A 23,787-nucleotide genomic window follows, 5' to 3' on the forward strand; every position below is an offset into this window, starting at 1 on the left:
AAGTCCACTTCACGACACGAGTGTCACCTCATGCCACCTCCACAGCTGCCACGAGGTGACATGGGTGTCGTAAAGTCACTGAGACTGTCTGTAATCCTTGCGAGAAGCTCCACCACCAACCCCGAACGGCGTTCAAGTCTGGCGCTGTACAGGTATTATGCTGAGTATCATGACAGCCTCGGAAACCGCCCAGCCGCACACCCCGCCGCCCGCCCAACCACACACCCAACCACACACCCGGCCAGCCATCGCCGACCTCGCCCAATTCGACGCCGACCACATCTGGCATCCATACGGCCCCATCCCGTCGCCGGTCGCGCCCAAGCTGGTCGAGTCCGCCGAGGGCGTCAACCTCCACCTCGCCGACGGCCGCACCCTCATCGACGGCATGAGCAGCTGGTGGGCCGCTTGCCACGGCCACTCGCACCCGAAGCTGATCGCAGCCGCGAAGAAGCAGGCCACCACGATGTCGCATGTCATGTTCGGCGGACTCACACACCGTCCGGCCATCGAACTGGCGGAGAAGCTCCTAAAGCTCGCAGGCCCCGGCTTCGATGCCATTTTCTACTCCGACTCGGGTTCGGTCTCCGTCGAAGTGGCGATTAAAATGGCGCTGCAGTACCAGCAGGCCAAAGGCCATCCCGAGCGCACCCGCCTGGCCACTTGGCGCGGCGGCTATCACGGCGACACTCGCGCGCCCATGACCGTCTGCGACCCCGAGGGCGGCATGCATTCGCTGTGGACGGGGCAGTGGACTCCGCAGGTCTTCGCCGACAAACCACCCGCCCGCGGCGCAACCGAGGAGGAACGCGCACGCTATCTCGCGCACTTCGATTCGCTTATCGACGACTCCGTCGCCGGCATCATCATTGAACCGGTAGTCCAAGGCGCTGGTGGCATGCGGTTCCATGACCACGAGCTGCTTGTGGGGCTCCGGAAGCTGTGTGACAAGCACGGGATTCTGCTCATCGCGGATGAGATCGCCACCGGCTTCGGCCGGGCCGGTGACCTGTTCACGACGCAGGCGGCCGGGATTGTGCCGGATATTATGTGTGTCGGCAAGGCGCTGACCGGCGGCTTTATGAGCTTCGCAGCCACCCTCACCACCGCCGACGTGGCTCGCACCATTTCCAGTGGTGCAGGCGGAGGTATCATGCACGGCCCCACCTTCATGGGAAACCCCTTGGCCTGTGCGGTGGCCTGCGCGCAGCTCGACCTGATTGCAGAGGGGCAGTGGCGTGAGGATGTCCCGCGCATCGAGTCCCGACTTCGCAACCAGCTCCAGCCCCTAGCCAGCAGCGATGCTGTGGCCGACGTGCGTGTCCTTGGCGCAATCGGTGTCGTGGAGATGCAGCGTCCAGTGGACATGGGCCTGGCCACCGCAGCGGCCGTCGATGCCGGGGTGTGGCTGCGGCCATTCGGCAAATTGGTGTACACCATGCCGCCGTACATCAGCACCAATGACGAGGTCGACCGTATCTGCGAGGCCATCGCCGCCATCGTCGCCGCCGAGGAAGAACGCAAGTAGCGCAACCAAAAGGAGCACCAACCACCATGAGCATCGTCCTTGTCACCGGCACCGGTACCGATATTGGAAAGACCATCGGCACGGCAGCCCTGGCGGCGGCACTACGCGAAGAGGGCAGGCAGGTGCACGTCGTCAAGCCGATTCAGACCGGTTTCCCGGGCCCAAATGGCGGCGATTTGGACACTGTCGCAGAGCTGACGGGGATCGATAACCTGCATGGTTTCGAGCGTTACCCCGAGCCGATGGCGCCGTTGGCGGCGGCGCAGCGCGCGGGAATGCGCCTGCCGAACGCCACGGAGATCGCGGAGAAGATCAAGCTTATCGACGGGCCGAACCGCGTTGTCCTCGTGGAGGGCGCGGGCGGGCTGCTAGTGAGGCTCGGCGAGGACTGGGCGCTGCCGGAGCTGGCGGCGTTGCTGCCGGGGAGCCAGATGGTGGTCGTGACGCGGTTGGGCCTGGGCTGCCTGAACGAGGCGGAGCTCACCGTCGAGGTGGCGCGGGGCCGTGGGGTCAATGTCACGGCGCTGGTGGGCGGTTCGCTGCCGGCGGAGACCGACCCGATTATCGAGACGAACCTGGAAGAACTGCCACGCATCACCGAGGTGCCGCTGCTGGGGTCGGTGCAGGCGGGAGCGGGCACGCTGGGTCAGCAGGAGTTTGTGTCGAAAGCTACGCAGTGGCTGCCGGGCGTGCGAGAGTGGGCCGCAGCGCTTTAAGTGCGCTGTAGGGGGAGGCCGCGCAGGACGTCGTTAAGCTGGCGTTTTGCGAAAAACGTGCTAAGGTGGCTAGACGACAAGGCGCGAGGCTTTCTCTGTAATTCTCTTTATTAACCTGCTTCCACCGGCCAATTTTGGGCCCACGGGGGAGAGAACAGCGTCGCCTGGCGCTGACGTTCTAACAAACAGAACATTCTCCAACGCTTGAAAAGGATGTAGGTCAAGTGGCTAAACCCGCTCGCCGAGAAGGCACACCGGCACACAAGAACCGTAAGAATCAATCCAACCGCGGCTCCACTAACGCCCAGCGCAACCGCAGCCGTCGCGACAGCGGCGCGAAGATGGAGACCTCCAACGTCCACGCGAAGGACATCTACGTATCCAACGCTCGCCCGGCGCGCCACCAGCATGTGGACGACAACCGCCGCGGCTCGGGCAAGCGCGTGCACAGCGAAGCAGGCGAGGGCGTGCGCCTGCAGAAGGTATTGGCACAGGCAGGCGTGGCGTCGCGTCGTATGGCGGAAAAGCTTATCGACGAAGGCCGCGTCGAGGTCGATGGCAAGATTGTGACGCGACAGGGCGTGCGGGTGGACCCGAACACGTCTGTGATCCGCGTTGATGGTTCCCGCGTCATCGTCAATGAGGACATGCAGTACTTCGTCCTGAACAAGCCGCGTGGCGTGCAGTCCACCATGCACGATGACATGGGCCGCCCGTGTGTGGGCGACATCATCGGTGAGAAGATCAGCGCTGGTCAGCGACTCTTCCACGTGGGACGACTGGATGCGCCCACCGAGGGTCTGCTGCTGCTCACCAACGATGGTGAGCTGGCCAACCGTCTGATGCACCCGAGCTACGAGGTCACCAAGACCTACATGGCCACCGTTGTCGGCGAGGTCGATGCCAAGGTCATGCGCGAGCTGGAAAAGGGCATTGAGCTCGATGACGGCATCGCTAAGGCGGACATGGCGCAGATCATCGACGTCTGGCAGGGCCGCTCTATCGTCCGCATCGAGCTGCACGAGGGTCGCAAGCACATCGTCCGCCGGATGCTCAAGACTGCGGGCTTCCCGGTCGAGCGCCTGGTGCGCACTAAGATTCACACTGTCCAGCTGGGCGAGCAGACCCCGGGCGCTCTCCGCGCACTCAACCGCGCTGAGCTGACCTCCCTCTACAACGCGGTGGGGCTGTAAATGGCACTAGTGAAAAAGAACGAAGAGAACCAAGGAGCTGAAGGAGCCCACATGAGCGAGCAGAACACTGACGACATGCTGTTGGTTGCCATCGACGGCCCTTCCGGCACTGGCAAGTCGACTGTCTCCCGGATGGTCGCAACCGAGCTGGGCGCAAAGTACTTGGACACCGGCGCAATGTACCGCGTGGCCACCCTGTGGGTGCTGCGCCAGGGCATCGACCCGACCGACGAGGAAGCCGTGGCCAAGGCGACGGCCGCCCTGCCACTGGAAGTCTCCGATGACCCGAACTCCACTGCCGTCCTTCTCGACGGCGAGGATGTTTCCGGCGAGATTCGCGGCCCGGAGGTCACCCGCAACGTGTCGGCGGTCTCCGCGATTCCGGCTGTGCGCACCAACCTGGTCGCACTCCAGCGCTCGTTGGCCGCATCGGCTGTGCGCTGTGTGGTGGAAGGCCGCGACATCGGCACGGTCGTTCTCCCGGACGTCCCGGCGAAGATCTTCATGACCGCCTCCGCAGAGGTCCGCGCTCGCCGCCGCTACGACCAGGACATCGCTGCTGGTCGTGAGGTTGACTTCGACACCGTGCTTGCCGACGTCATCCGCCGCGATGAACTCGACAGCAACCGTGCGACCTCTCCGCTGAAGCCAGCCGAGGACGCATTCATTCTGGACACCTCTGAGATGGATATTGAAGAGGTCGTGGAAAACGTCCTCGATGTCGTTGAGGCCGGCTACCCGGGGTCCACCATGGACTGGGACGATGTCGACAACGAGGAGTTCGAGGAATCTTACGAGGGCTCTTACGACGACTCCGAGGACGACACCGCCGGACACCTGGTCGCAAACGTGGAGAGCGAAAACGCGCCGGGCACCGCAGGCAGCCACACCAGCGCAGACGAGTTCATCGACCGCACAATCGCTGACCACGAGACGATCATCTCCGAAGCCATCGAGCGCGCCGAAACCGGCCAGATCGATGACGATGCCGACTGGGAAGAACTGGAAAACGCCTTCGCAGCGCTTGGCGTGAGCGACGAGGAGGAAGAAGCTCTTCCGACCGTGGCCATTGTGGGACGACCGAATGTTGGTAAGTCCACCATGGTTAACAGGTTCATTGGCCGTCGTGAAGCAGTTGTCGAAGACTTCCCGGGCGTGACCCGCGACCGCATCTCCTACCTGGGTGAATGGGGCGGACGTCGCTTCTGGGTGCAGGACACCGGCGGCTGGGACCCGGATGCCAAGGGTATGCATGCGGCGATTGCTCGTCAGGCGGAGACCGCCATGGAGACCGCCGATGTGATTGTCATGGTTGTCGACACCACCGTTGGCATCACGGCTACGGAAGAGGTCATGGCCCGTCGCCTGCAACGCGCGGAGCAGCCAGTTATTCTCGCTGCCAACAAGTTTGAGTCGGATTCGCAGCTTGGCGACGTCGCGGAGTTCTGGGCCCTCGGGCTCGGCGAGCCGCACCCAACCTCGGCCCTCCACGGTCGTGGCAATGCCGACGTGATGGACGAAGTGGTGTCCTCCTTCCCGGAGGTGCCGCGTGCGAAGTCGCTGCCGACCGGGCCGCGCCGTGTGGCGCTGGTGGGCAAGCCGAATGTGGGCAAGTCTTCGCTGCTGAACAAGCTCTCCGGTGAAGATCGCGCAGTGGTCAGCGACGTGGCCGGTACCACGGTTGACCCGGTGGACTCCCTGGTGCAGATGGACGAGGTGCTGTGGCGTTTCGTGGATACCGCTGGTATTCGCAAGAAGACCAAGACCGCCAAGGGCCACGAGTTCTACGCTTCGCTGCGTACCCGTTCGACGATTGACAACGCCGAGGTCGTGATCTTTCTGGTCGATGCCTCCGAGCAGATTACCGAACAGGATCAGCGCGTGCTGCGGATGATCCTCGACTCCGGTCGGGCACTTGTGGTCGCCTACAACAAGTGGGACCTCATGGATGAGGACCGTCGCGATCTGCTCGAGCGCGAAATTGAAGAGCAGCTAGCACACGTGCCGTGGGCTCGTCGGGTGAACATCTCCGCCAAGACTGGTCGCGCTGTGCAGAAGCTGGAACCGGCAATGTTGGAGGCCGTGGAGTCGTGGGATAAGCGCATCTCTACTGGTCGCCTGAACACTTGGTTGCGTGCGATCATGCAGCAGAACCCGCCACCGCTGCGTGGTGGCCGCCAGCCGCGCGTGCTGTTTGCCACCCAGGCATCCTCGCGCCCGCCGGTAATTGTGCTGTTCACAACTGGGTTCCTGGAGCATGGCTACCGTCGCTTCCTGGAGCGCAAGCTGCGTGAAGAGTTCGGTTTCGAGGGGTCGCCGGTGCGCATCGCGGTGCGTGTCCGCGAGAAGAAGAAGCGCCGCTAGGAAGCTCCGCCAGTTGCGCGTGGCGAGCTGAGAAAAGCCCAAAATGTGATTTAGGCAATTGCATTTTGGGCTTTTCGTTGGCATTTTGGAGTTTTAGGAAATTAGCGATAAGGAGAACTGACAATGGTCAGGCGCGGCAATAACCGTGACGGCTCTCAGCACGATGGCCGAGACAACAGCTACGGACGCGATTCCTCAAGCGCATACGGCGATGACTCCGCGACTCGCTACATTCCGCGGGACGAGGGATACCGTGGATACAACCCAGATGCCGACTTCGCGGGCGAGCAGCCGACCGAATACTTCGGTGGCGACTCCTCTGAGACACAATTCCTGCAGCGTGGCGATGAAACACGTTTTGAGAACTCGCGAGGTGCCGGCGCCGGTGCTGGTGCAGGTGCCGGGGCGCAAGGCGGTGGCGCACAAGGGAGCGGCCAGTACTGGGCTCCGCTTTCTGAAGAAGAACGCGGCTATGGCCAGGCGGGTCAGCAGGCAGGTGCAACCCAGCAGTACGCCGCAGGTGGCGCAGGCGGTTACGGTGACATGAACAACGGCAACAACCGCGGTAAGAACCGTGGCAACAGTGGCAATGATGACTCCAAGAAGGGCTGGGGCAAGCCTGTCGCCATCGTGGCCATCGCCGCCATGGTGGCCGTAGTCGCGCTGGTAGCCCTGGTTTTGTCCTTTACTTCCGGAACCGAGGACAAAAACGACAATACGGCGGAGCCGACTCAGGAGACGTCGTCAAGCCCGACGCCGACGACAACCTCGCCGGAAGAAACCACGACAAGCCCAACCGATCGCTTGGACCCGTCGGGCACGATTAACGACACCCGTGAGCGCCTTGAGCAGGAGCTCGACCAACTTCGCGAGTCGCCGCCAGCTATCCCTGGCCCCGGTGAGCGCAGCAGCGGTTGGGGCACCATCCCGCAGGGCGTGGTGGGCAAAAGCCCGGCATCGGTTGAGGTTGAATTGCGTACCAACGGCTACCAGAACGTGACTGTCGTCGACGCCGAGGGCAATCCGACCAATTCTGTGGCCGCGATTATGGGCAAGGTCGCCTCGATTGATCCGCCGGAGGGACAGATGGCGGAGACATCCACGCCTGTGACCATCTACCTGCAGTAATGCCGCAGGAAAGGCAGGGATCTGGGGCGATTTTCGCCTTCAAACTCCAATGATGTAACCTATAGCTCGTTGCACTTTCGTGCACGCGGGCTGTAGCGCAGTTTGGTAGCGCACCTCACTGGGGGTGAGGGGGTCGTCGGTTCAAATCCGGTCAGCCCGACAAAATAACCGCCGTCTTCTGGAAGATTCCGGGAGGCGGCGGTTTTGTTTACGGCTATTGCTTACGGCTTTTGTTTGCCGTCTAGCGCGCGATGCTACTAGCGCACGACAATACCGTCGGAGTCAGCGTAGAGCGTCTCGCCCGGAACGAAGTCGATGCCGCCGAAGGAGACAACGACGTCGCGCTCGCCCTCGCCGGTCTTGGTGGACTTGCGCGGGTTGGTGCCAAGCGCCTTGCAGCCGAAGTCCATCTCGCCAATCAGCTTGGAGTCGCGAATCGCGCCGTTGACGACCACACCAGCCCAGCCATTGTCCTTGCCGAGCCCCGCAATAACGTCACCGACCAGCGCCGTGTGCACAGAAGCGTCACCGTCGATGACAAGCACGCCACCCTCCGACGGTTCGGAGAGGACCTTCTTCAGCAGCGCGTTGTCCTGGAAACACTTGACCGTGGAGATCTTGCCGCAGAACTCCACGCGACCGCCGAGGTTACGCATCTGGGTATCGCAGGAACGCACGTCCGGGCCGATCTCGTCAACCAGGTCAGCGGTGGGGATGAATTCGATTGCCATAGGGGATTCAAGTCCTTCCGAAAATTCTCGCATCAAGTGTTAAACCCATTGTTTCAAACTCAAGATGTGACTAAAGACATATGGTGCAAATTCGCTGGCGGCGATTGACACTCCGAAGGCCGGCCCAGATTGATTACTCTGGTGAGTCAGAACGCGCCGACAACCACACGCGCGCAGGAAGGGTAGAAGATGGCTGGGTTTAATTGGTTTTGGAAGGCTCTTAGCGGCAAGCAAGGGCGCAACCAAAAACGCAGCGTAGGGCTGGTGGCGCGCGCCGCTGAGCTCGAGCCACAGGTACAGGCGCTTTCCGACGCCGACCTCGCCGACTTCGCCCGCCAACACGCCACCGACGCACCGGAGCTTTTAGCCGCACTCCGCGAAGTCTCCCAGCGCACCCTGTCCATGCGCCCCTTCGATGTGCAGCTGCAAGGCGCACTGGCGCTCATGGAGGGAGACGTTATCCAGATGGCCACTGGTGAGGGCAAGACCCTCTCCGGCGCCCTGGCTGCAGCAGGGTTCGCGCTGCGTGGCCACCGCGTGCATTCCGTGACCGTCAACGATTACCTCGCAGGCCGCGACGCGCAGTGGATGCAACCTCTGTTCGGGTTCCTAGGCCTCTCGGTGGCGGCTATTTCGCCGCAGGAGGGACCGGGGGAGCGTCGTAAAGCATATGCGGCAGACATCGTCTACGCCGCCGTCAACGAACTCGGCTTCGACGTTCTGCGCGACCGCTGCGCGCCGGCCATCGAAGACCGCGTGCAGTCGCCCGCTGATGTCGCGATCATCGACGAGGCCGACTCCGTGTTGGTGGATGAAGCGCTGGTCCCGCTTGTGCTTGCCGGCAGTGAGCCGGGCACCGCACCGACCGGTCAGATCACCGACGTGGTGCGCCGCCTGCAGCTCGGCGACGACTACACCGTCGACGAAGGTCGTCGCAACGTCTTCCTCACCGATACCGGCGCCGCACGCGTCGAACGGCTGCTTGGCATCGGCTCGCTGTACGACGCCGAACATGTCGGCACCACTCTGGTTCAGGTCAACGTTGCACTGCACGCCCACGAGTTGCTGCAGCGCGATGTCGACTACATCGTGCGCGATGGCAAGGTACAGCTCATCGACGCCTCGAAGGGACGCGTGGCGGAACTGCAGCGCTGGCCGGACGGTCTGCAAGCAGCGGTAGAGGCCAAGGAGGGCCTGCAAGTCTCTGAGGGCGGCCGCATCCTCGACTCCATGACCATCCAGCAACTCGTCGGCCGCTACGACATCACCTGCGGCATGACCGGCACCGCCACCTCCGCAGGAGACCAGTTCCGCGAGTTCTACGGACTTCACGTCTCCGTCATCGAACCCAACGTCCCATGCATTCGTGACGACGAGCCCGACCGCATCTACGCCACCACCGACGACGCGTTCGCCGCGCTTGTCGACGAGGTCGTGGAACTCAACGGCACTGGTCGACCAATACTCGTAGGCACCCGTGACGTGGCGGAATCGGAACGCCTGGCCGATGCACTGGTTCTGCGTGGTATCGAATCCTCGGTGCTGAACGCGAAAAATGACGAGCTGGAGGCCCAGGTCATCGCCAATGCTGGCGATATTGGCCGCGTGACGGTGTCCACCCAGATGGCCGGACGAGGAACCGACATCCGCCTCGGTGGGGCAGATGAATCCAACCGAGATGCGGTGGTCGAACGCGGTGGACTATGCGTTATTGGCCTGGGCAAGCACCGCACTGACCGACTGGACAATCAGCTGCGTGGCCGCGCCGGGCGCCAAGGCGATCCGGGCTCGTCGGTGTTCTTTGTCTCCCTGGATGATCCGGTGATTTCCGAGGGCGCTGCTGGCGAGACGCTGAGCGTGCTGCCCGAGGATGATGGCCGTGTCCGGGATAAGAGGGCATACCAGTTCATCGACCGCGCACAGCGAGTGACAGAGGCGACCATGCTGTCGATTCATGCGACGACGTGGAAGTACAACAAGCTCATCGGTGACCAGCGCGAGATTCTGGATGAGCGCCGGGAGAAACTGCTGACTACTAATGCAGCCTGGGAAGAACTGTCCAAGTTGGCATCGGCGCGGGCCAAGGAAGTCGAATCCGTAGTCGGGCGCGATGTCGCCGAGGATGCTGCCCGGGAAATCATGCTGAGCCACCTGGATCGCGGATGGTCAGACCACCTGGCGGATCTGGATGACCTGCGGGAGTCGATTCACCTGCGCGCGCTGGCTAAGGAAAGCCCCATTGATGAGTTCCACCGCGCCGCCATCGGCGCCTTTAAGAGCCTGGTGAACAATGCCGTTACCGAGTCGGTGCAGACCTTCCAAGAGGTCGAAATCGACAGCGAAGGCGCACATCTAGAGGACACGGGTCTTGCTCGCCCGAGCTCGACGTGGACGTACATGGTCAACGACAACCCATTGAGCAATGGTGGCGGCTCGGTCGTCGGCTCAATTGCAGCGATGTTTAGGTAAGCCGTAACCACAGGTTTGGTAACAATTTGAAAATATTTCTCAGGTGACCGGCCTAGGTACACCCACAGAGAAAGCTCTCAGATGTCGGTATTTACGCATATCAATCATGTTGTACATACCCTGCTGGTGAGCTGCGTCACAACATGGTTGGGATTAGATAACAACACGAAAGCGGTTGGGGCGCTATTATCTAAAAAGTAACGAGTAAATCGCCCAAGGTTATCCCGGAGGGAAAGATATGACTAGCAATAGCGGCCAGCCAGAGGCATCGGTCGAGACCACCTCGGTCTTCCGTGCAGATTTGCTGAAGGAAATGGAGTCCGGCTCTAACACGGACTCCACGGTCTCCGGTGTTGAAGGACTTCCGGCGGGCTCGGCACTCTTGGTTGTCAAGCGGGGGCCAAACGCAGGTTCGCGTTTCCTGCTCGATCAGGCAGTCACCACCGCTGGTCGTCACCCGGACAGCGACATCTTCCTCGATGATGTGACTGTTTCCCGTCGTCACGCAGAGTTCCGCAAGAACGGTGACTCCTACGAGGTCGTCGACGTGGGATCGCTGAACGGTACCTACGTTAACCGCGAGCCGAAGAACTCCGCGGTTCTGGCTAATGGTGACGAGGTTCAGGTCGGTAAGTTCCGCCTCGTCTTCCTGATCGGTAACTAATTCGACATCGGTTAATGTCGACGCCTGTCGGCATTAACCCCTTATTTTTGTAAAGGCTCGGAAAAGACCAGTGGCAGCAGTACGCAAATCAGCAGTTGCGCAGCCGGCGTCGTCGGAAAGCACTGCGAAGCAAGCACGCTCGGTGGGCAAGAAGAAGACCATCGGTGCTGTGCTGAAGGAAGTCAAGGTTGAGTTCCCTGATGTAACGCTGTCCAAGATTCGTTTTCTCGAGTCGGAGGGGCTGCTGTGCCCGTCGCGTAGCTCCTCGGGTTATCGTCGCTACAGCCAGGCGGACATTGACCGCCTGCGCTACATTCTCACTGTTCAGCGTGATAACTACTTGCCGCTGAAGGTTATTAAAGAGCAGCTCGACGAAATTGATGCGGGCAACGCTGGCGGCGACGGGCTGGCATCGGTCACTCCGCTGGTGACGGCGGATCAGTTCCGCGAAGCCGCAGTGGTGTCGCTGACGCAGGCGGAGCTGGCAGAGCGCACCGGCGCTAGCGAGAAGTTCATCACTGAACTGGTTCGAGTCGGCCTGATTACTCCGGACACGCTGAACATGTTCGATGGCGATGACCTGCTCATCACTGAGACGGCGGTCAAGCTGGCTGAGTTTGGCCTGGATGCCCGCCACCTCAAAACTGTGCGTACCGCTGCGGCCCGTGAGGCAGATTTGGTGTCGCTCGCTGCTAGTCCGCTGAGTAAGTCGCGTGCGACTAGCGGCAAGCAGAAGGCTGTGGAGATGGGCCGTGAGATGACTGCGCTGATGGTCACGCTGCACGGCACTTTGGTCAAGCGCCAGGTCAACAAGGACCTGGGGAAGTAGTCGGTAGTCCCGCGTAAATAGCGGCTCGCTACAATTATCGCTGTTATGGACGAAAAACTCGTAGAAGTCAAGTTTCTAGACTGGATGGCGCATCCTCCTGAGGACGATCCAGTGCTACTCCTGCATGCCGAGGAGACCAATCGGATTATCCCGATTTGGATTGATTTGGCGACGGCGACGGAGTACTCCGCCCGTGAGACCGGCGCTACGCAGCGTCGCCCGGGCATGCATGAGGTCTTCGTCGATACGCTGGACATGGTGGGGCAGAGCGCCCTGCGTGGCCAGATTGCGGGCGTGCATGAGGGCGTTTTCATCGCCAGTCTCGTGCTCGAAGGTGGCGCAGAGATTGATATGCGCCCGTCCGACCTCATCCTTATCGCTAGGGAACTTGAGGTCCCGCTGTATGTTGCGCGCGATGTGCTCGACGCCACGTCGGTAGCGGCGAGTCTCGTCGCAACCAATGGCGGTTCGCTTGCCGACGAGTCGGAGACCGACTCCGTCGAGGCATCGGTGTCGGAGTTTGCGGAATTCCTCGACAGCATTGATGCTGACTACTTCGCCGAGCCGCATGGTGATGCGGAGGACAAGAAGTCTGATGGTGAAGCCGACGGTGGCGCCGATTCAGCTTCCGATGGCGACCGTTAAACGTGTGACTGGAGTGAATAACCGGTTACTTTTGAGGTAGTTGTGACGCTTATTTCCTCCGGCGTGTCGCTGAATGACCCCATAAAAGGGGTAACTTTTCGTAAGTTATAGTTTCATCCCGTCCTGCGGTTTTGCTCCCGGGTCGTGCTTGAGCTGGGGAAACTGTGACTCCAAACTCTAAACCTTAACTTTAGGTTTAGAGATTCGGCGTGTCGTCCTGTGATGTATTGACAGCCGATTAACCTTGGCGAAAGATAAATAACGGCAGTGAAACTACCTCGGGAGAATTTATATGGTCGACGACAACAGCGGTTCGCTCTTTGGCGACAATGAGCTCCGTGCGTCGGACTCGCAAGAGCCGCGCGCGGTTCAGGAATCCCTGTTCGACATGGGACCGGACGAGCAGGTTGGCTACCGCGTTCCTATCGCATGTCAGGTAGCGGGCATTTCTTACCGCCAGCTGGACTACTGGGCACGCACCAAGCTGGTGGAGCCTTCTATCCGTACCGCTAAGGGCTCGGGTACCCAGCGTCTGTACTCCTTCCGCGACATCCTCGTTTTGAAGATTGTTCGCGGTCTGCTGGACACCGGTATTTCCCTGCAGAATATCCGTCTGGCTGTCGATCGCCTGCGCGACCTCGGCGTCGATGACCTGGCTACCATCACGCTGGTTTCCGACGGTCGCACCGTCTACCAGTGCCGCTCCAATGAAGAGGTCATCGACCTGCTCAACGGTGGCCAGGGAGTGTTCGGCATTGCTGTCCCGGGCATTATGAAGGAACTGACTGGCACCATCGCCTCCTTCCCGTCCGAGCGTATCGACGGTACTCAGGAGAACCCAGGTACTGGCATCGACGAGCTGGCTGAGCGTCGTCGCCGTCGCATCTCCTAACAGCCAACTGTATGGCTGAATAGCGGCGTCGCTGCTATGGACGCCGCTCAAATAGCCGAAACAAGCTAAACAAAAACCGCCTTCCACAACTGGTTCCGTTTTTCCTCTCCCGAGGTTGGACCAGATGGAGGCGGTTTTTTGCTACTTACTCCGTACCGATAGCCGCAGCCAACTGAGAGGCCAGGCCATCGCCGTAGTCGGCCGCAATGCGCAGAGAGCCAGTGGTCATATTTGCCACTTCCTGCAGCTCGGGGCTGGAGCTGTCGCCGTCGGGAAGCACGATGACCTCAATCGTTACCGGGCGGTCTGGGCTAATGAGTTCCTTGATCCTCTCGACAGACTCGGCGGCATCGGCGCCCGAGGCATCGCGACCAGAGGTGAGCACGACGAGACGGTTCGGCTTGTCAGGGGAGTAGGTGTCGCGGGCGGCCTGGTAGGCATCGATAAGCGCTGGCCAGAACTGTGCCTCACCACCAGCCGGAAGTTCGGCCAGCGACCCCTTTACGGCGTCCGCGCCGTTGTTGGCCTCGTCATCGGGCGCGGGAAGTTCCGCGAGACGGTTCACCTCAGGTGCGAATGTCCACAGGCCGTAGCGGCCACCAGGTGCCGCATCGATAGCGCCGGAAAGTGCCGCAGACAGCGCCCCAACATCGACGCCCTCGGAGGTGTCAGCGAGCAGGAGCGCCGAACCCACCGCAGTTGCGGGCTGTTGCGCGTCCGGCTGCTCCAGTGCTGGCGGCAGCGCAAAAGAATCCGTCTGAATCTGCGAGAGCACTCCAAAGTTCTCCGCTACTTCAGGGCTGAAAGTGCTCTCAGCAGCTTCGCCGTCGGCGCCGTGATCTGCTGCGAAGTTCCGGAAGTCCTCGGCCGCGCGAGCCGTGTTCTCGTCGATTTTGCCGCCGGAGCCAAAGGTGACAACTGGCGCGTGCAACTGGGGTGCGTCCGCAGGGGAGACCAGCTTCAGCCCCTCGCCGGCCATCTGCAGCATGGGCTGGGTTGCGGCCACGCCGTCGAAATCAGCGACGTTCTGGCTGAGCATGGTCAGCAGAGTATTGGAGGTGTAGACCTCACCCAAGCCCGCGCGTTCGCGAGCGACGTCCGGGCCACCGCCAAGTCGAGCACTAATCACGGCCGACAGTGCCGCATCGGAGCCACCTGGGGCGGCCACGCGCAATCCTGCAAGCTCTTCCCAGGTGGCGTTGTTCAGCTGGTCAGCACGATTGGTTGTGAAGGCCACGCCGCTGGCAATCGGCGGCAACCACGTCTTGGGGTTGTTGACCTTGACCTTGTCTGAGTTCTTCGCCTGGTCCACAAAAGAGATATCGGCGGGAATCCAGACTCCCGGAGTCATAATTCCAGTACCGGCTTCACCCGCAGCGGGGTCCTCCGGAGCTCCCTCACCAGCTTCAGCACCGCCAGCCTCAGACAGGGCGTTCACAACCTCCTGCGAGCCCGCCACCGTAATCTGTGGCCGCACACAGAAGTCCCTCACCACGGGATTCGACTCGCCATAGTCCTGCACAAGTTTCTGTGCCGAGCCCACCGCAGCAGGATCAGCGGTCACCACCAGCGTCAGGTCACCCTTCGTACACCGTGCACGGTCAGCATCAATCGACGAATCGTTGCTCTTGCGCAGATTAACCCAGGCAAAAACCGCAGCGACCAAAACAATTACGACCAAGACGGCAATAAAAGGCCCCTTAGCCACTCGATAGTTGTTCTCACCCGAGGCGTGTCGTCCCATGTCGTTCTAGCCCTTTCTATGCTGAGTGTGCTCGGCACTGTCGACTCGCAGCAGACCTCGTCGTAAAGCACAAACGCGCACGTAACTCCTGCCAACTTTACTGCGTGGACAATGCGACATCTACCACTTCGAGAAGACGGCCGCGCAGAACATCGGCACGCGCACTGAGCTCACGCTGGCGGCGGACGTACTCGGCCTTGCCTTCGGGCGTTTCGATGCGAATGGGCGCAAAACCCCAATCCCGCAGATCGTAGGGAGCGGCGCGCATATCCAACTCACGGGCACTGCACGCGAGCTCGAAAGTATCCAGCCACAGGTCGCCGGGGACCGCCTCGCCGAGCTTGGTCGCCCATTTATACAAGTCCATGTTGGCGTGCAGACAGCCCATCTGCTCACAGTGCGGCTGTGTCTCGCGCGTCGGCGCAAACTCGTTGAGCGGCACGGCGTCGGGCGTGAAGAAGCGGTAGGCGTCGAAATGCGTACACCGAACCGTGTGGGCCTCGACGACCTCGTCCGTACCCGCCTGACCAAGCCGCAGGGGCTCCGGGTGACGATGCTCTGGCTGGCGATACACCATCGCCCATTCATGCAGGCCAAAGCAGTCGAAGTGTGCTGGGTTCGCGCGCGTCGAACGCAACAAATTGCCGATGTACGCCACTGTCTTACCGCGCTTATCGACGTACGCCGAAACATCCATGCGTGCCGTCCCCGAGGCGGTATCGGTGGGCTCCTTGCTAGCAGGACTGTCGGTAGCGTCATCCCTGTCGAGGGTAAAAAACTTCAGGTGACTGATGTCCTTGGCTGTCGCACCGGGAAGATCTACGCCGATGCCCGGTGACCATCGGCGGAGTTGACCGGGCTTGACGGGGTAGTACTCGAAGATGAAGTCCCAGACCGGGTGGCGCTGGCCACGACTGCGACGGGACAGGTGATCGCAGGTCAGAGCATCGACGCGGGCGATATGCCTTGCTTTGGCTTCACGCCAGTCGAAAGACGAATCGGGCGTAGATGTCACTGCTGGCGTCCCTGCGTAGTGCCCGGCCGGATGCGGGGCTGGTTCACGATTGGGTACTGCTTTGGTGCACCGCTGCGGCGCGGGGAGACCTCGTGGGTCCAGTCACGCACGACACCGACCTGCTCCTCGATGAGGTCCTCCAGAGCCACGATGCCGATCTGCTCCGCGCCGGAGAAAGCACCGGTCTTCGGGGCGATACTTGCCGGGGCGCTTGCGCGCAGGTGCGGCTTTGGCATGCGAGCGCGTACAGCCACTGCCATGTGGGCGCTGTAGCGGCGCATGATGCGCAATCCCTCATCCAGCGTGGCATCGATCGGAATCTCGATCATCGGCCGAATCTCGTCATCGGGGATGGCTGTCTCCGGTCCGGAGGCAGGGTCCATGACGCGGTCGAGGACATCCTTGACGTGAACATAGCCACGGTACTCGTTGGGTTCATTGTTGGCCGCAGCGACGGGGAACCGGGAGAAGCCAGTTTCGGTGACCGCCGTCTCTAGGTCGCCCACAGTCGGTGCGGTGGGGAGGCGCCGAATCTGCTCGTGCGGAATGAGCACCTCCTCAATGGTGCGCGTGGCCGAAGCCAGCGTGCGACGAAGGCGGACGTGCTCCTCGCTGTCAAGGAGCCCCTCTTGACGAGACTCCGCAATCATCGATGCCAACTCAGTCGAATCGACAGTGGTGTCGAGCTCATCGCGCTGCTCAATGCCGAACAGCCTCAGCGTATGGCGAGCCATCCAGTTAAACAGCAGCAACAGTGGCTTGGTCAGGCGGTAGAAGACCATATGAACCGGAATAAGCAGCATAGCCATCGTTTCCGGGCCTGCCAGCGCGATGTTCTTCGGGACCATCTCGCCGAGCATGATGTGCAGCACTGACACCAGCATCAATGCGATGGCAAAGCTCAGCGGATGCAGCAGCGACTCCGGAATACCCATCTGCTGGAAGGGAGCTTCCAGCAGATGTGCCAGCGCCGGCTCAGAGACCTTACCCAGCAGTAGCGAAGCAATAGTGATGCCCAGCTGTGCGGCGGCGAGCATCATCGACAGGTGTTCAGAAGCATTGATAACTGTGCGAGCGCGCTTCTTTCCCTGAGCCAGCAGCGCCTCCAAACGGTCACGGCGAGCAGCAATAAGCGAGAACTCCGCGCCCACGAAAAATGCGTTGACCAACAACAAGAAGAAGGTCAGGAGGATTCCAAACCAGTCACTCATAGGTTGAACATCTCCTTAGCGCGCTCGTTGGTCACAGGAATCAAAATGGCACGATCCACGCGGCGGTCATCCATCGCCAGAATGCGGGCGTACCAGCGTCCGGCGATACCCGATTCGAACTCGTCCATGAAATCGCGTTCGGTCTCTGGCAGCAGGACGACGTCACCGACCTCCGGGATGCGACCGAGCGCAAACATAATCAATCCACCGAGCGTTTCGAAGCTACCTTCTGGGGCGAAGTATCCGACCTTGGTCGGCAGCTCGTCGGTACGCACAAGGCCAGAGCAGTTCCAGCCTTCGATCGCGCGTTTGACTTCCTGCTCGGACTCCTTGTCGTCGTACTCATCCCAGACCTCGCCAAGAATTTCCTCGACGACATCCTCGATGGTGACAATGCCGGCGATGCCGCCGTACTCATCGGCGACCAGCGCAATCTGCGAGCCGGCCGAACGCACGGCCTCCAGCACGGCATCGCCGTCCAGCGACTGCGGCAGCGTCGGCACAGGCCGTGCAATCTCCCGCATAGTGGTGGTTGAGCGCTTCGCCGCAGGCACCGCAAATGCGTCCTTGACGTGGACAACACCGACAGTGGCATCGAGGTCCCCGTCAGTAATGGGGAAGCGGGAATGCCCCGATTCGATAGCGACAGCCAGCAGATCCAGCGCCGTGTCATCGACATCGAGGGAAGTAATCGTCGACCGCGGCGTCATTAGGTCCTCCGCCGTCGTTTCGCCAAAGCGTAACGACGACTCGAGTACAGCGGCCTTCGACTCATCCAATGCACCCTGCTCCGCAGAATTACGTACCAGTGCTTCCAGCTCCTGCGGGGAACGCGCCGAAGCCAACTCATCCGCCGGTTCAATACCGAGCTTGCGCACCAGCCAGTTCGCCGTGGCATTCAGCGAATGGATGAAGTAATGGAACACCCAGTTAAACGCCATCACCGGACGAGCCGTAACTCGCGCTACTGCCAACGGCTCTGTAATCGCGACATTCTTTGGCACCAACTCGCCATAGACCATTGACAACATCGTGGCCACAATGAGCGCAAGAATCAGCGCGGTCGGTCCCGCTGCAGACTCGCTGAGCCCCATCCAATGCAACATCGGCGTGAAGTACTGCGCCAGCACCGGTTCCGCGAGGAAACCAGTTGCCAGTGTCGTCAACGTAATGCCCAGCTGTGCACCGGAGAGGTGGAAGGACAGTCGATTATGCGCCTTGTGAACGGCCTCAGCAGGTGCATCCGCTGAACGGGCGCGGTCGGCGTCAATCGTAGACCGCTCCAGTCCCGTCAGCGCGAATTCAAACGCCACAAAGAGGCCGGTGCCAGCGGTTAGCGCGATAAAGCCGACAACCGCGACAATATTGAGAACAATATCCACTGATTATCTCTTCTTCTTTTTCCCTCGCTTGGGGCGGTGTACGCGACCGCCAGCACGATTCTTTCCGCTTGCCGACGAACCGCCGCGCCCGCGGTAACCGGCACCACCAGCACCGCCTGCCGATTGGCTCTGATCTTGACGAGCCCGGCGCGGACGCCGTGCGCCCAGTTCCTTGACAAATCGCGGCAGTCCCGGAGCGGCGCGCAGCTCTTCAGCTTCAACGCCGGCCCCTGCCAGCAGCTCGCGGGCCTGATCAACCTGGCGGTCACGCACAATCATCGCTACCGTGCCGGAAGCACCTGCACGAGCCGTCCGACCAGAGCGGTGAATATACGTCGCGGAATCCCTTGGCGGATCCGCGTGCACAACCAAGTCAAGAGCATCGATATCAATGCCACGAGCGGCCACATCCGTGGTGACGAGGACATTGATTTCACCGTCGGCAAAGGCCTTGAGGACCGCGCGGCGAGTTGCCTGGCCGCGATCGCCGTGGAGGAAACCTAACTTGATGTCATAGAACTGTAGAAACTTAGCCAGCTGCACGACACGCGCCTTAGAGTTGGCGAAGATGACGCACTGATCCTTGCGGGAGGCAATCCAGGCGACCACTTCGTCGGCTTCGTTGTTGTCCTCCACCCGAAGTAACAGATGCCGCATATTGCGCATGGTCAACCGGGAGGCAGTGACCTTGTGCTTCGCAACTTCAGTGCTACTTGCGCGACGATCGCGAATAAGCCCCGCGGCGTCGTCGTTAATCGTGGCGGAAAAAACCATGCGCTGTGCCGACTTCGGGCACGCACGGACCAGGCCCAGAACATCGGGCAGAAAGCCCATGTCAGCGAGCATGTCCGCTTCGTCAACGACAACAGCGAGGACGTGCTCAAGGCTGAGGAGACCGCGGCGGCGCAAATCGTGTGCGCGACCCGGTGTGACCACAGCGATATCGACTGGTGCCGCGAGCAGAGTCTGCTGCTTGGCCACGGAGTCACCGCCGACCAAGCTCAAGACACGCAGACCTGCAGCGGCACCGATGTCAGCGAGGACATCAGCAATCTGATCTGCGAGTTCGCGCGTTGGCGAAATAATGAGCGCGCGCGGGTAACCGGGAAGCGCTGGAGAGGCGTTATTGAGTAACGCGACCAGCGGAATGCCGAATGCGAGCGTTTTGCCCGAGCCTGTGGGGGCCTGTGCGAGAACGTCCTTGCCAGCGAAAGCATCTGGCAAAGTCGCCACCTGCACGGCGGTAGGCGAAGTTATGTGCTGGGCACGCAGAATGCTCACAATCGCTTCCGGCGTGCCCAACTGTCTGAAATCACTGGACTCAGCAGGAGGGGGCATGCTTGTTAGAATACCGCTATCCCCGGACAGCCATGCAATAGGCACGTCCGGTGAGCTTGAAAACTACCGTCCCATGACATTTACCAACCGCGACCCGGTTGCGCATAGGCCTCGCGCTCAAGAATGGCGGCTCGACGGAAGATGTTGCGGATGGATTTGAGCTCCGCATCGCTGGCCGTGGACATATTCTTTTCAAGGACCTCGAGAGCCTGCTGAACACTGTCAACATACTCGGGGTCGGAATACACCTCCACCCAGTTCGCGATCGCGGAATCCCCATCAACCAGCGATTTTCCTTGCAGAGTCAGCTCGGTTGCAATCCACATTTCGGCGACGATACTGGTTACGGCGACCCGATATGGGTTGAAAGCGCTACAGGAAGAATGCACGTCCAGCAAAAGCTGCGTGATGGTTGTCGGCTCGATGTCCTCGAGCGCCGAAGAAGTCTCTTCCAGCGCGTTATTGCTCAATTCCAACGCACGCACCAGGGCTTCCTGTGCGAGTGACGACCACAGAACCTGTTCCTTAGCGCAGGGTGCTTTGGTTGCCAGATGCGACAGGACTGGGAAAACTTGGTGCAAGTACCAGGCCTCTTGCGCTACGAAGAAGTTGGTTTCGTCCGAGGAAAGGTCGCCGCGGAGCATCGTGGGGACGCTGAACATTCCGCCAATCTCGGCAACGATGTCCTCGATGTCCCGCCACAGCTGGGAAGTAAAGGGGCCCGCCGGCGCAATCTGGAGTGAGTGGCCGAAGAAAGATTCCAGCTCCTTCGGCGTCTGCTCAGTATCAGTGCCTTCGATGGCCGCCGGGTAAAAACTAGAGTTCAGATGCACTGGTTGCATTCGGCGAAGCGCGACCTTTTCCAGGCGACGAGCCCTGTGGCCGTGGTCAATGGGGCCGTGCCCCTGGCCGACGTTGAGGTTATCCGCGAAACGAATGGACTCGCTGAGCCAGCGCGTAGTCCAGCGCAGGGCATCATTAATCGCAGAGCCCCCACCAATCCGTGTGGCAAGAGCTGCGGACAGCGAACAACCCGTGCCATGGGTGTTCTCAGTGTGAATGCGGGGAGAAGAGCTGAAGAAAACCTGGCCATCGGGGAAGGCCACGGCATTGCCGGCTTCCTCATCACTTAAGTGACCAGTCTTTGCAATCACGATGACATCGTTCTTGCTCGCGAACTCCAGCGCCTGCTCAATCAGCTCAGTGAAGTCGCTGGCCTCCGGGGCGTCGGCAAGCAATGCCAGTTCGGGAACATTCGGCGTGATGACGGTGGCTTCCGCGACCAAGTCACGCATTGCGTCCATGGCATCTTCGTCAAGCAGACGGTCGCCAGAGGTGGCGACCATAACCGGATCGAGAACAACCACGGCTGGCTTGGTCTCCCGAACCCAGTTGGTGACGGCCTGCGTGAGTTCGCGTGAACCCAACATGCCAATCTTCACCGCGTCGATGGTGACATCCTCAGTTACAGCAGCCAGCTGCTCGACGAGGAAGTCAACAGGTGGGGTGTGGACGGCACGAACGCCCACGGTGTTCTGAGATACCAAAGCGGTGACCACGCCCATACCATAACCACCGGCGGCGGCGATTGATTTTAAATCGGCATGGAGCCCAGCGCCACCTGTTGGGTCTGTGCCGGCGATGGAAAGAACTCGTGGCACAAAATCAGGCTTTGCCTTCTTGGGAAATGGCATCTCAGACCCCTTTTAACTTCAAGAGCGTGAAGCGACAGACTTCAAGACTACGCTTCAACCTCGGAGCGGTCGCCAGACCAGAGGGTGTGGAAAGCACCCTCGCGGTCAACACGCTGGTAAGTGTGCGCACCGAAGTAGTCACGCTGCCCCTGAACCAGTGCTGCCGGCAGACGCTCCGCACGCAGGCCGTCGTAGTAAGCCAGCGAAGAGGAGAACACCGGAGCCGGGATACCCATCTGTGCTGCAGTGACGACAACGTCGCGCCACGCGTCGAGGCACTCGGTGACCTGGTCACGGAAGTACTCGTCGAGTACCAGCGCCGGCAGCTCCGGATTGCGGTCGTACGCTTCCTTGATGCGGTTCAGGAACTGTGCGCGGATGATGCAGCCACCACGCCAGATGGTCGCCAGCGCACCGCGGTCAATCTCCCAGCCGTACTCCTTGGCACCAGCGTTAATCTCATCGAAGCCCTGCGAGTAGGCAACGATCTTGGAAGCGTAGAGCGCCTTACGGACGCGCTCCACAAAAGCATCGCGATCTTCCGGTGCCTTAGCCAGGCTTCCCGACGGCAGGTTGCGGGCAGCCTCACGCTGAGCAAGGGAAGACGACAGGGCGCGAGCGAACACGGCCTCGCCAATACCAGTTACTGGAATGCCCAAGTCCAAAGCGGCCTTGACCGTCCAACGGCCGGTACCCTTCTGACCAGCAGCATCAACGATGACATCCACCAGCGGCTTGCCTGTCTTCTCATCGACCTGAGAGAGAACCTCAGCGGTAATCTCGACCAGGTAGGAGTCCAGGTCGCCCTTATTCCACTCGCGGAAGATATCTGCAATCTCGGCAGGGGTGAGGCCAGCGGCCTCACGCAGCAGGTGGTAGGCCTCGCCAATGACCTGCATATCCGCATACTCGATGCCGTTGTGGACCATCTTTACAAAGTGGCCAGCGCCATCGGAAGAAATGTGAGTACAGCACGGAACGCCATCAACGTGAGCGGAGATGGACTCCAGCAGCGGGCCGAGGGACTCGTAGGACTCCTTCGTTCCACCCGGCATAATGGATGGGCCAGTCAGAGCACCTTCTTCACCACCGGAAATACCAGTGCCAACGTAGTGCAGGCCACGGGCGCGAATAGCCTTCTCGCGACGGATGGTGTCCGTGTAAAGAGAGTTACCGCCATCAATGATGATGTCGCCGGGCTCCATCACGTCGGCAAGCTGATCGATGACCGCATCAGTAGCGGCACCTGCCTGAACCATGATCAGAGCGCGACGCGGGCGCTCCAGCGAAGCGACGAACTCTTCAATGGTCTCGGACGGGATGAATGAGCCTTCATCACCGTGTTCAGCGATGAGGGTGCGAGTTTTCTCCGGACTGCGGTTGTACACGGCAACGGTGTGTCCCTTGTGGGCGAAGTTGCGTGCGATATTCGAGCCCATGACGGCGAGCCCGACGACACCAATTTGTGCGAGTTCATTGTTATCGGTCATGCCCACCATCTTAAAGCCTGGCCGGGGTTCGTTGTATCTGGGACTCAGAAATTGTTACTGCTTTTAACGTTGAAACTGCCACGAGTGATGGCGTGCGCTGGCACAATGTTTGGCATGACTGACGAGACTATTGCGAATAATGGCAGTTCACAGGACTCTAACTCTGCAGCTTCCGTCGCCGAGCAGGCGAAGAGGAAGGCGCTGCGCGATTATATGACACTGGCGACGAAGGCTAGCCAGGAAGCGCTGAGCGATGAGGAGCTGGCTGTTTTTAACAGCACCTTGGGCGATAACGGAATCGGCGGTCTAGATACCTTGCTGGGCACGAAGTTTGTCCATGTCGGGCCGGAGCGAATTCAGATGGAGCTCGAGGTCGGGCCCGACCACCTGCAACCGTGGGGCCTAGCCAATGGCGGTGTTTATTGCTCGCTAGGTGAGACTGCTGGCTCTATTGCTGGTTTCGTTGCCTGCGGTGCGAAGAAGCCGGTCGTCGGTGTGAACAATAACACCGATTTCTACCGCTCCGCCCGGGCTGGCGAGGTAATCGTTACCACGGCGGAGCCAGAGTACCTGGGGCGCACCATGCAACTGTGGCGCATTGAGCACACCCGCAAGGCAGATGAAAAACTGTTGGCCCGCACCAACCTACGAATTGCGGTACTCGACAAGCCGCTGTAGCAAATCGTTATAGGTGGTAACGGGCCTGGTAGGAAGCTCGCAGGTGGCTTGTCGTGATTAGCTGTTTTCTAATCTG

General features: G+C 60.7%; 19 protein-coding genes and 1 tRNA gene. 12 read left to right on the top strand and 8 right to left on the bottom strand.

Going from position 1 to position 23,787, the window contains the following annotated elements; all coding sequences use genetic code 11:
* Positions 1-169: 169 nt before the first annotated feature.
* The 6 genes from HMPREF2878_RS06170 to HMPREF2878_RS06195 all read left to right on the top strand — a co-directional run bounded on the left by HMPREF2878_RS06170 (position 170) and on the right by HMPREF2878_RS06195 (position 7,089).
* Positions 170-1,528 carry an adenosylmethionine--8-amino-7-oxononanoate transaminase gene (locus HMPREF2878_RS06170; protein WP_246821927.1) on the top strand — a complete coding sequence of 453 codons (1,359 nt, stop codon included), beginning with the start codon at positions 170-172 and terminating at the stop codon, positions 1,526-1,528.
* Positions 1,529-1,554: 26 nt separating this feature from the next.
* A complete protein-coding gene (gene bioD / locus HMPREF2878_RS06175; RefSeq protein WP_070653025.1) occupies positions 1,555-2,244 on the top strand; it encodes a dethiobiotin synthase in 690 nt (229 codons plus the stop codon).
* A 341-nt stretch (positions 2,245-2,585) separates the two neighbouring features.
* A complete protein-coding gene (locus HMPREF2878_RS06180) occupies positions 2,586-3,437 on the top strand; it encodes a pseudouridine synthase (protein ID WP_049193586.1) in 852 nt (283 codons plus the stop codon).
* A 51-nt stretch (positions 3,438-3,488) separates the two neighbouring features.
* Complete coding sequence (der, locus tag HMPREF2878_RS06185) at positions 3,489-5,801, top strand: bifunctional cytidylate kinase/GTPase Der (protein WP_070653027.1); 2,313 nt, start codon at positions 3,489-3,491, stop codon at positions 5,799-5,801.
* 123 nt (positions 5,802-5,924) lie between these two features.
* Positions 5,925-6,929, top strand: a complete 1,005-nt coding sequence (locus HMPREF2878_RS06190) for a PASTA domain-containing protein (protein ID WP_070653029.1) — start codon at positions 5,925-5,927, stop codon at positions 6,927-6,929.
* 86 nt (positions 6,930-7,015) lie between these two features.
* Positions 7,016-7,089: transfer RNA gene (locus HMPREF2878_RS06195), tRNA-Pro, on the top strand.
* Positions 7,090-7,186: 97 nt separating this feature from the next.
* Here the strand turns inward: HMPREF2878_RS06195 and rraA are convergent.
* Positions 7,187-7,660 (bottom strand): ribonuclease E activity regulator RraA, encoded by a 474-nt coding sequence (rraA, locus tag HMPREF2878_RS06200; protein ID WP_016422839.1) that lies wholly within the window; start codon positions 7,658-7,660, stop codon positions 7,187-7,189.
* 189 nt (positions 7,661-7,849) lie between these two features.
* Here rraA and secA2 point away from each other — a divergent pair, with 189 nt between their 5' ends.
* The 5 genes from secA2 (at position 7,850) to HMPREF2878_RS06225 (ending at position 13,159) form a co-directional block, all read left to right on the top strand.
* Positions 7,850-10,129, top strand: a complete 2,280-nt coding sequence (gene secA2, locus HMPREF2878_RS06205) for an accessory Sec system translocase SecA2 (protein ID WP_070653031.1) — start codon at positions 7,850-7,852, stop codon at positions 10,127-10,129.
* Between the two features lie 238 nt (positions 10,130-10,367).
* Complete coding sequence (gene odhI, locus HMPREF2878_RS06210; RefSeq protein WP_016422837.1) at positions 10,368-10,793, top strand: oxoglutarate dehydrogenase inhibitor Odhl; 426 nt, start codon at positions 10,368-10,370, stop codon at positions 10,791-10,793.
* Between the two features lie 70 nt (positions 10,794-10,863).
* Positions 10,864-11,622 carry a transcriptional regulator FtsR gene (locus HMPREF2878_RS06215; RefSeq protein ID WP_070653033.1) on the top strand — a complete coding sequence of 253 codons (759 nt, stop codon included), beginning with the start codon at positions 10,864-10,866 and terminating at the stop codon, positions 11,620-11,622.
* Positions 11,623-11,667: 45 nt separating this feature from the next.
* On the top strand, positions 11,668-12,267 hold the full coding sequence (locus HMPREF2878_RS06220; RefSeq protein ID WP_070653035.1) for a bifunctional nuclease family protein: 600 nt from the start codon (positions 11,668-11,670) through the stop codon (positions 12,265-12,267).
* Positions 12,268-12,655: 388 nt separating this feature from the next.
* Positions 12,656-13,159: a MerR family transcriptional regulator gene (locus HMPREF2878_RS06225; RefSeq protein WP_172620271.1), complete on the top strand. Its 504-nt coding sequence runs from the start codon at positions 12,656-12,658 to the stop codon at positions 13,157-13,159.
* A gap of 145 nt (positions 13,160-13,304) precedes the next feature.
* Here HMPREF2878_RS06225 and HMPREF2878_RS06230 read toward each other — a convergent pair whose 3' ends face one another.
* The 7 genes from HMPREF2878_RS06230 to gndA all read right to left on the bottom strand — a co-directional run bounded on the left by HMPREF2878_RS06230 (position 13,305) and on the right by gndA (position 23,042).
* Positions 13,305-14,903: a vWA domain-containing protein gene (locus tag HMPREF2878_RS06230; protein WP_070653037.1), complete on the bottom strand. Its 1,599-nt coding sequence runs from the start codon at positions 14,901-14,903 to the stop codon at positions 13,305-13,307.
* Between the two features lie 97 nt (positions 14,904-15,000).
* On the bottom strand, positions 15,001-15,918 hold the full coding sequence (locus HMPREF2878_RS06235) for a 3-methyladenine DNA glycosylase (RefSeq protein ID WP_070653039.1): 918 nt from the start codon (positions 15,916-15,918) through the stop codon (positions 15,001-15,003).
* On the bottom strand, positions 15,915-17,129 hold the full coding sequence (locus tag HMPREF2878_RS06240) for a hemolysin family protein (RefSeq protein ID WP_070653041.1): 1,215 nt from the start codon (positions 17,127-17,129) through the stop codon (positions 15,915-15,917). The genes HMPREF2878_RS06235 and HMPREF2878_RS06240 overlap by 4 nt, the downstream gene beginning before the upstream one ends.
* Positions 17,126-18,511: a hemolysin family protein gene (locus tag HMPREF2878_RS06245; RefSeq protein ID WP_016422831.1), complete on the bottom strand. Its 1,386-nt coding sequence runs from the start codon at positions 18,509-18,511 to the stop codon at positions 17,126-17,128. The genes HMPREF2878_RS06240 and HMPREF2878_RS06245 overlap by 4 nt, the downstream gene beginning before the upstream one ends.
* 3 nt (positions 18,512-18,514) lie before the next feature.
* Positions 18,515-19,849 carry a DEAD/DEAH box helicase gene (locus tag HMPREF2878_RS06250; RefSeq protein ID WP_222864994.1) on the bottom strand — a complete coding sequence of 445 codons (1,335 nt, stop codon included), beginning with the start codon at positions 19,847-19,849 and terminating at the stop codon, positions 18,515-18,517.
* 80 nt (positions 19,850-19,929) lie between these two features.
* Entirely contained in the window at positions 19,930-21,543 is a 1,614-nt protein-coding gene (locus HMPREF2878_RS06255) for a bifunctional hydroxymethylpyrimidine kinase/phosphomethylpyrimidine kinase (protein ID WP_049193543.1), read from the bottom strand.
* A 47-nt stretch (positions 21,544-21,590) separates the two neighbouring features.
* Positions 21,591-23,042: an NADP-dependent phosphogluconate dehydrogenase gene (gndA, locus tag HMPREF2878_RS06260; RefSeq protein ID WP_049170491.1), complete on the bottom strand. Its 1,452-nt coding sequence runs from the start codon at positions 23,040-23,042 to the stop codon at positions 21,591-21,593.
* A gap of 105 nt (positions 23,043-23,147) precedes the next feature.
* Here gndA and HMPREF2878_RS06265 point away from each other — a divergent pair, with 105 nt between their 5' ends.
* Entirely contained in the window at positions 23,148-23,711 is a 564-nt protein-coding gene (locus HMPREF2878_RS06265; RefSeq protein WP_224433479.1) for a PaaI family thioesterase, read from the top strand.
* The last annotated feature ends 76 nt before the right edge of the window (positions 23,712-23,787 follow it).

The organism is Corynebacterium sp. HMSC065H09 (assembly GCF_001812845.1).
GTDB lineage: Bacteria > Actinomycetota > Actinomycetes > Mycobacteriales > Mycobacteriaceae > Corynebacterium > Corynebacterium jeikeium_D.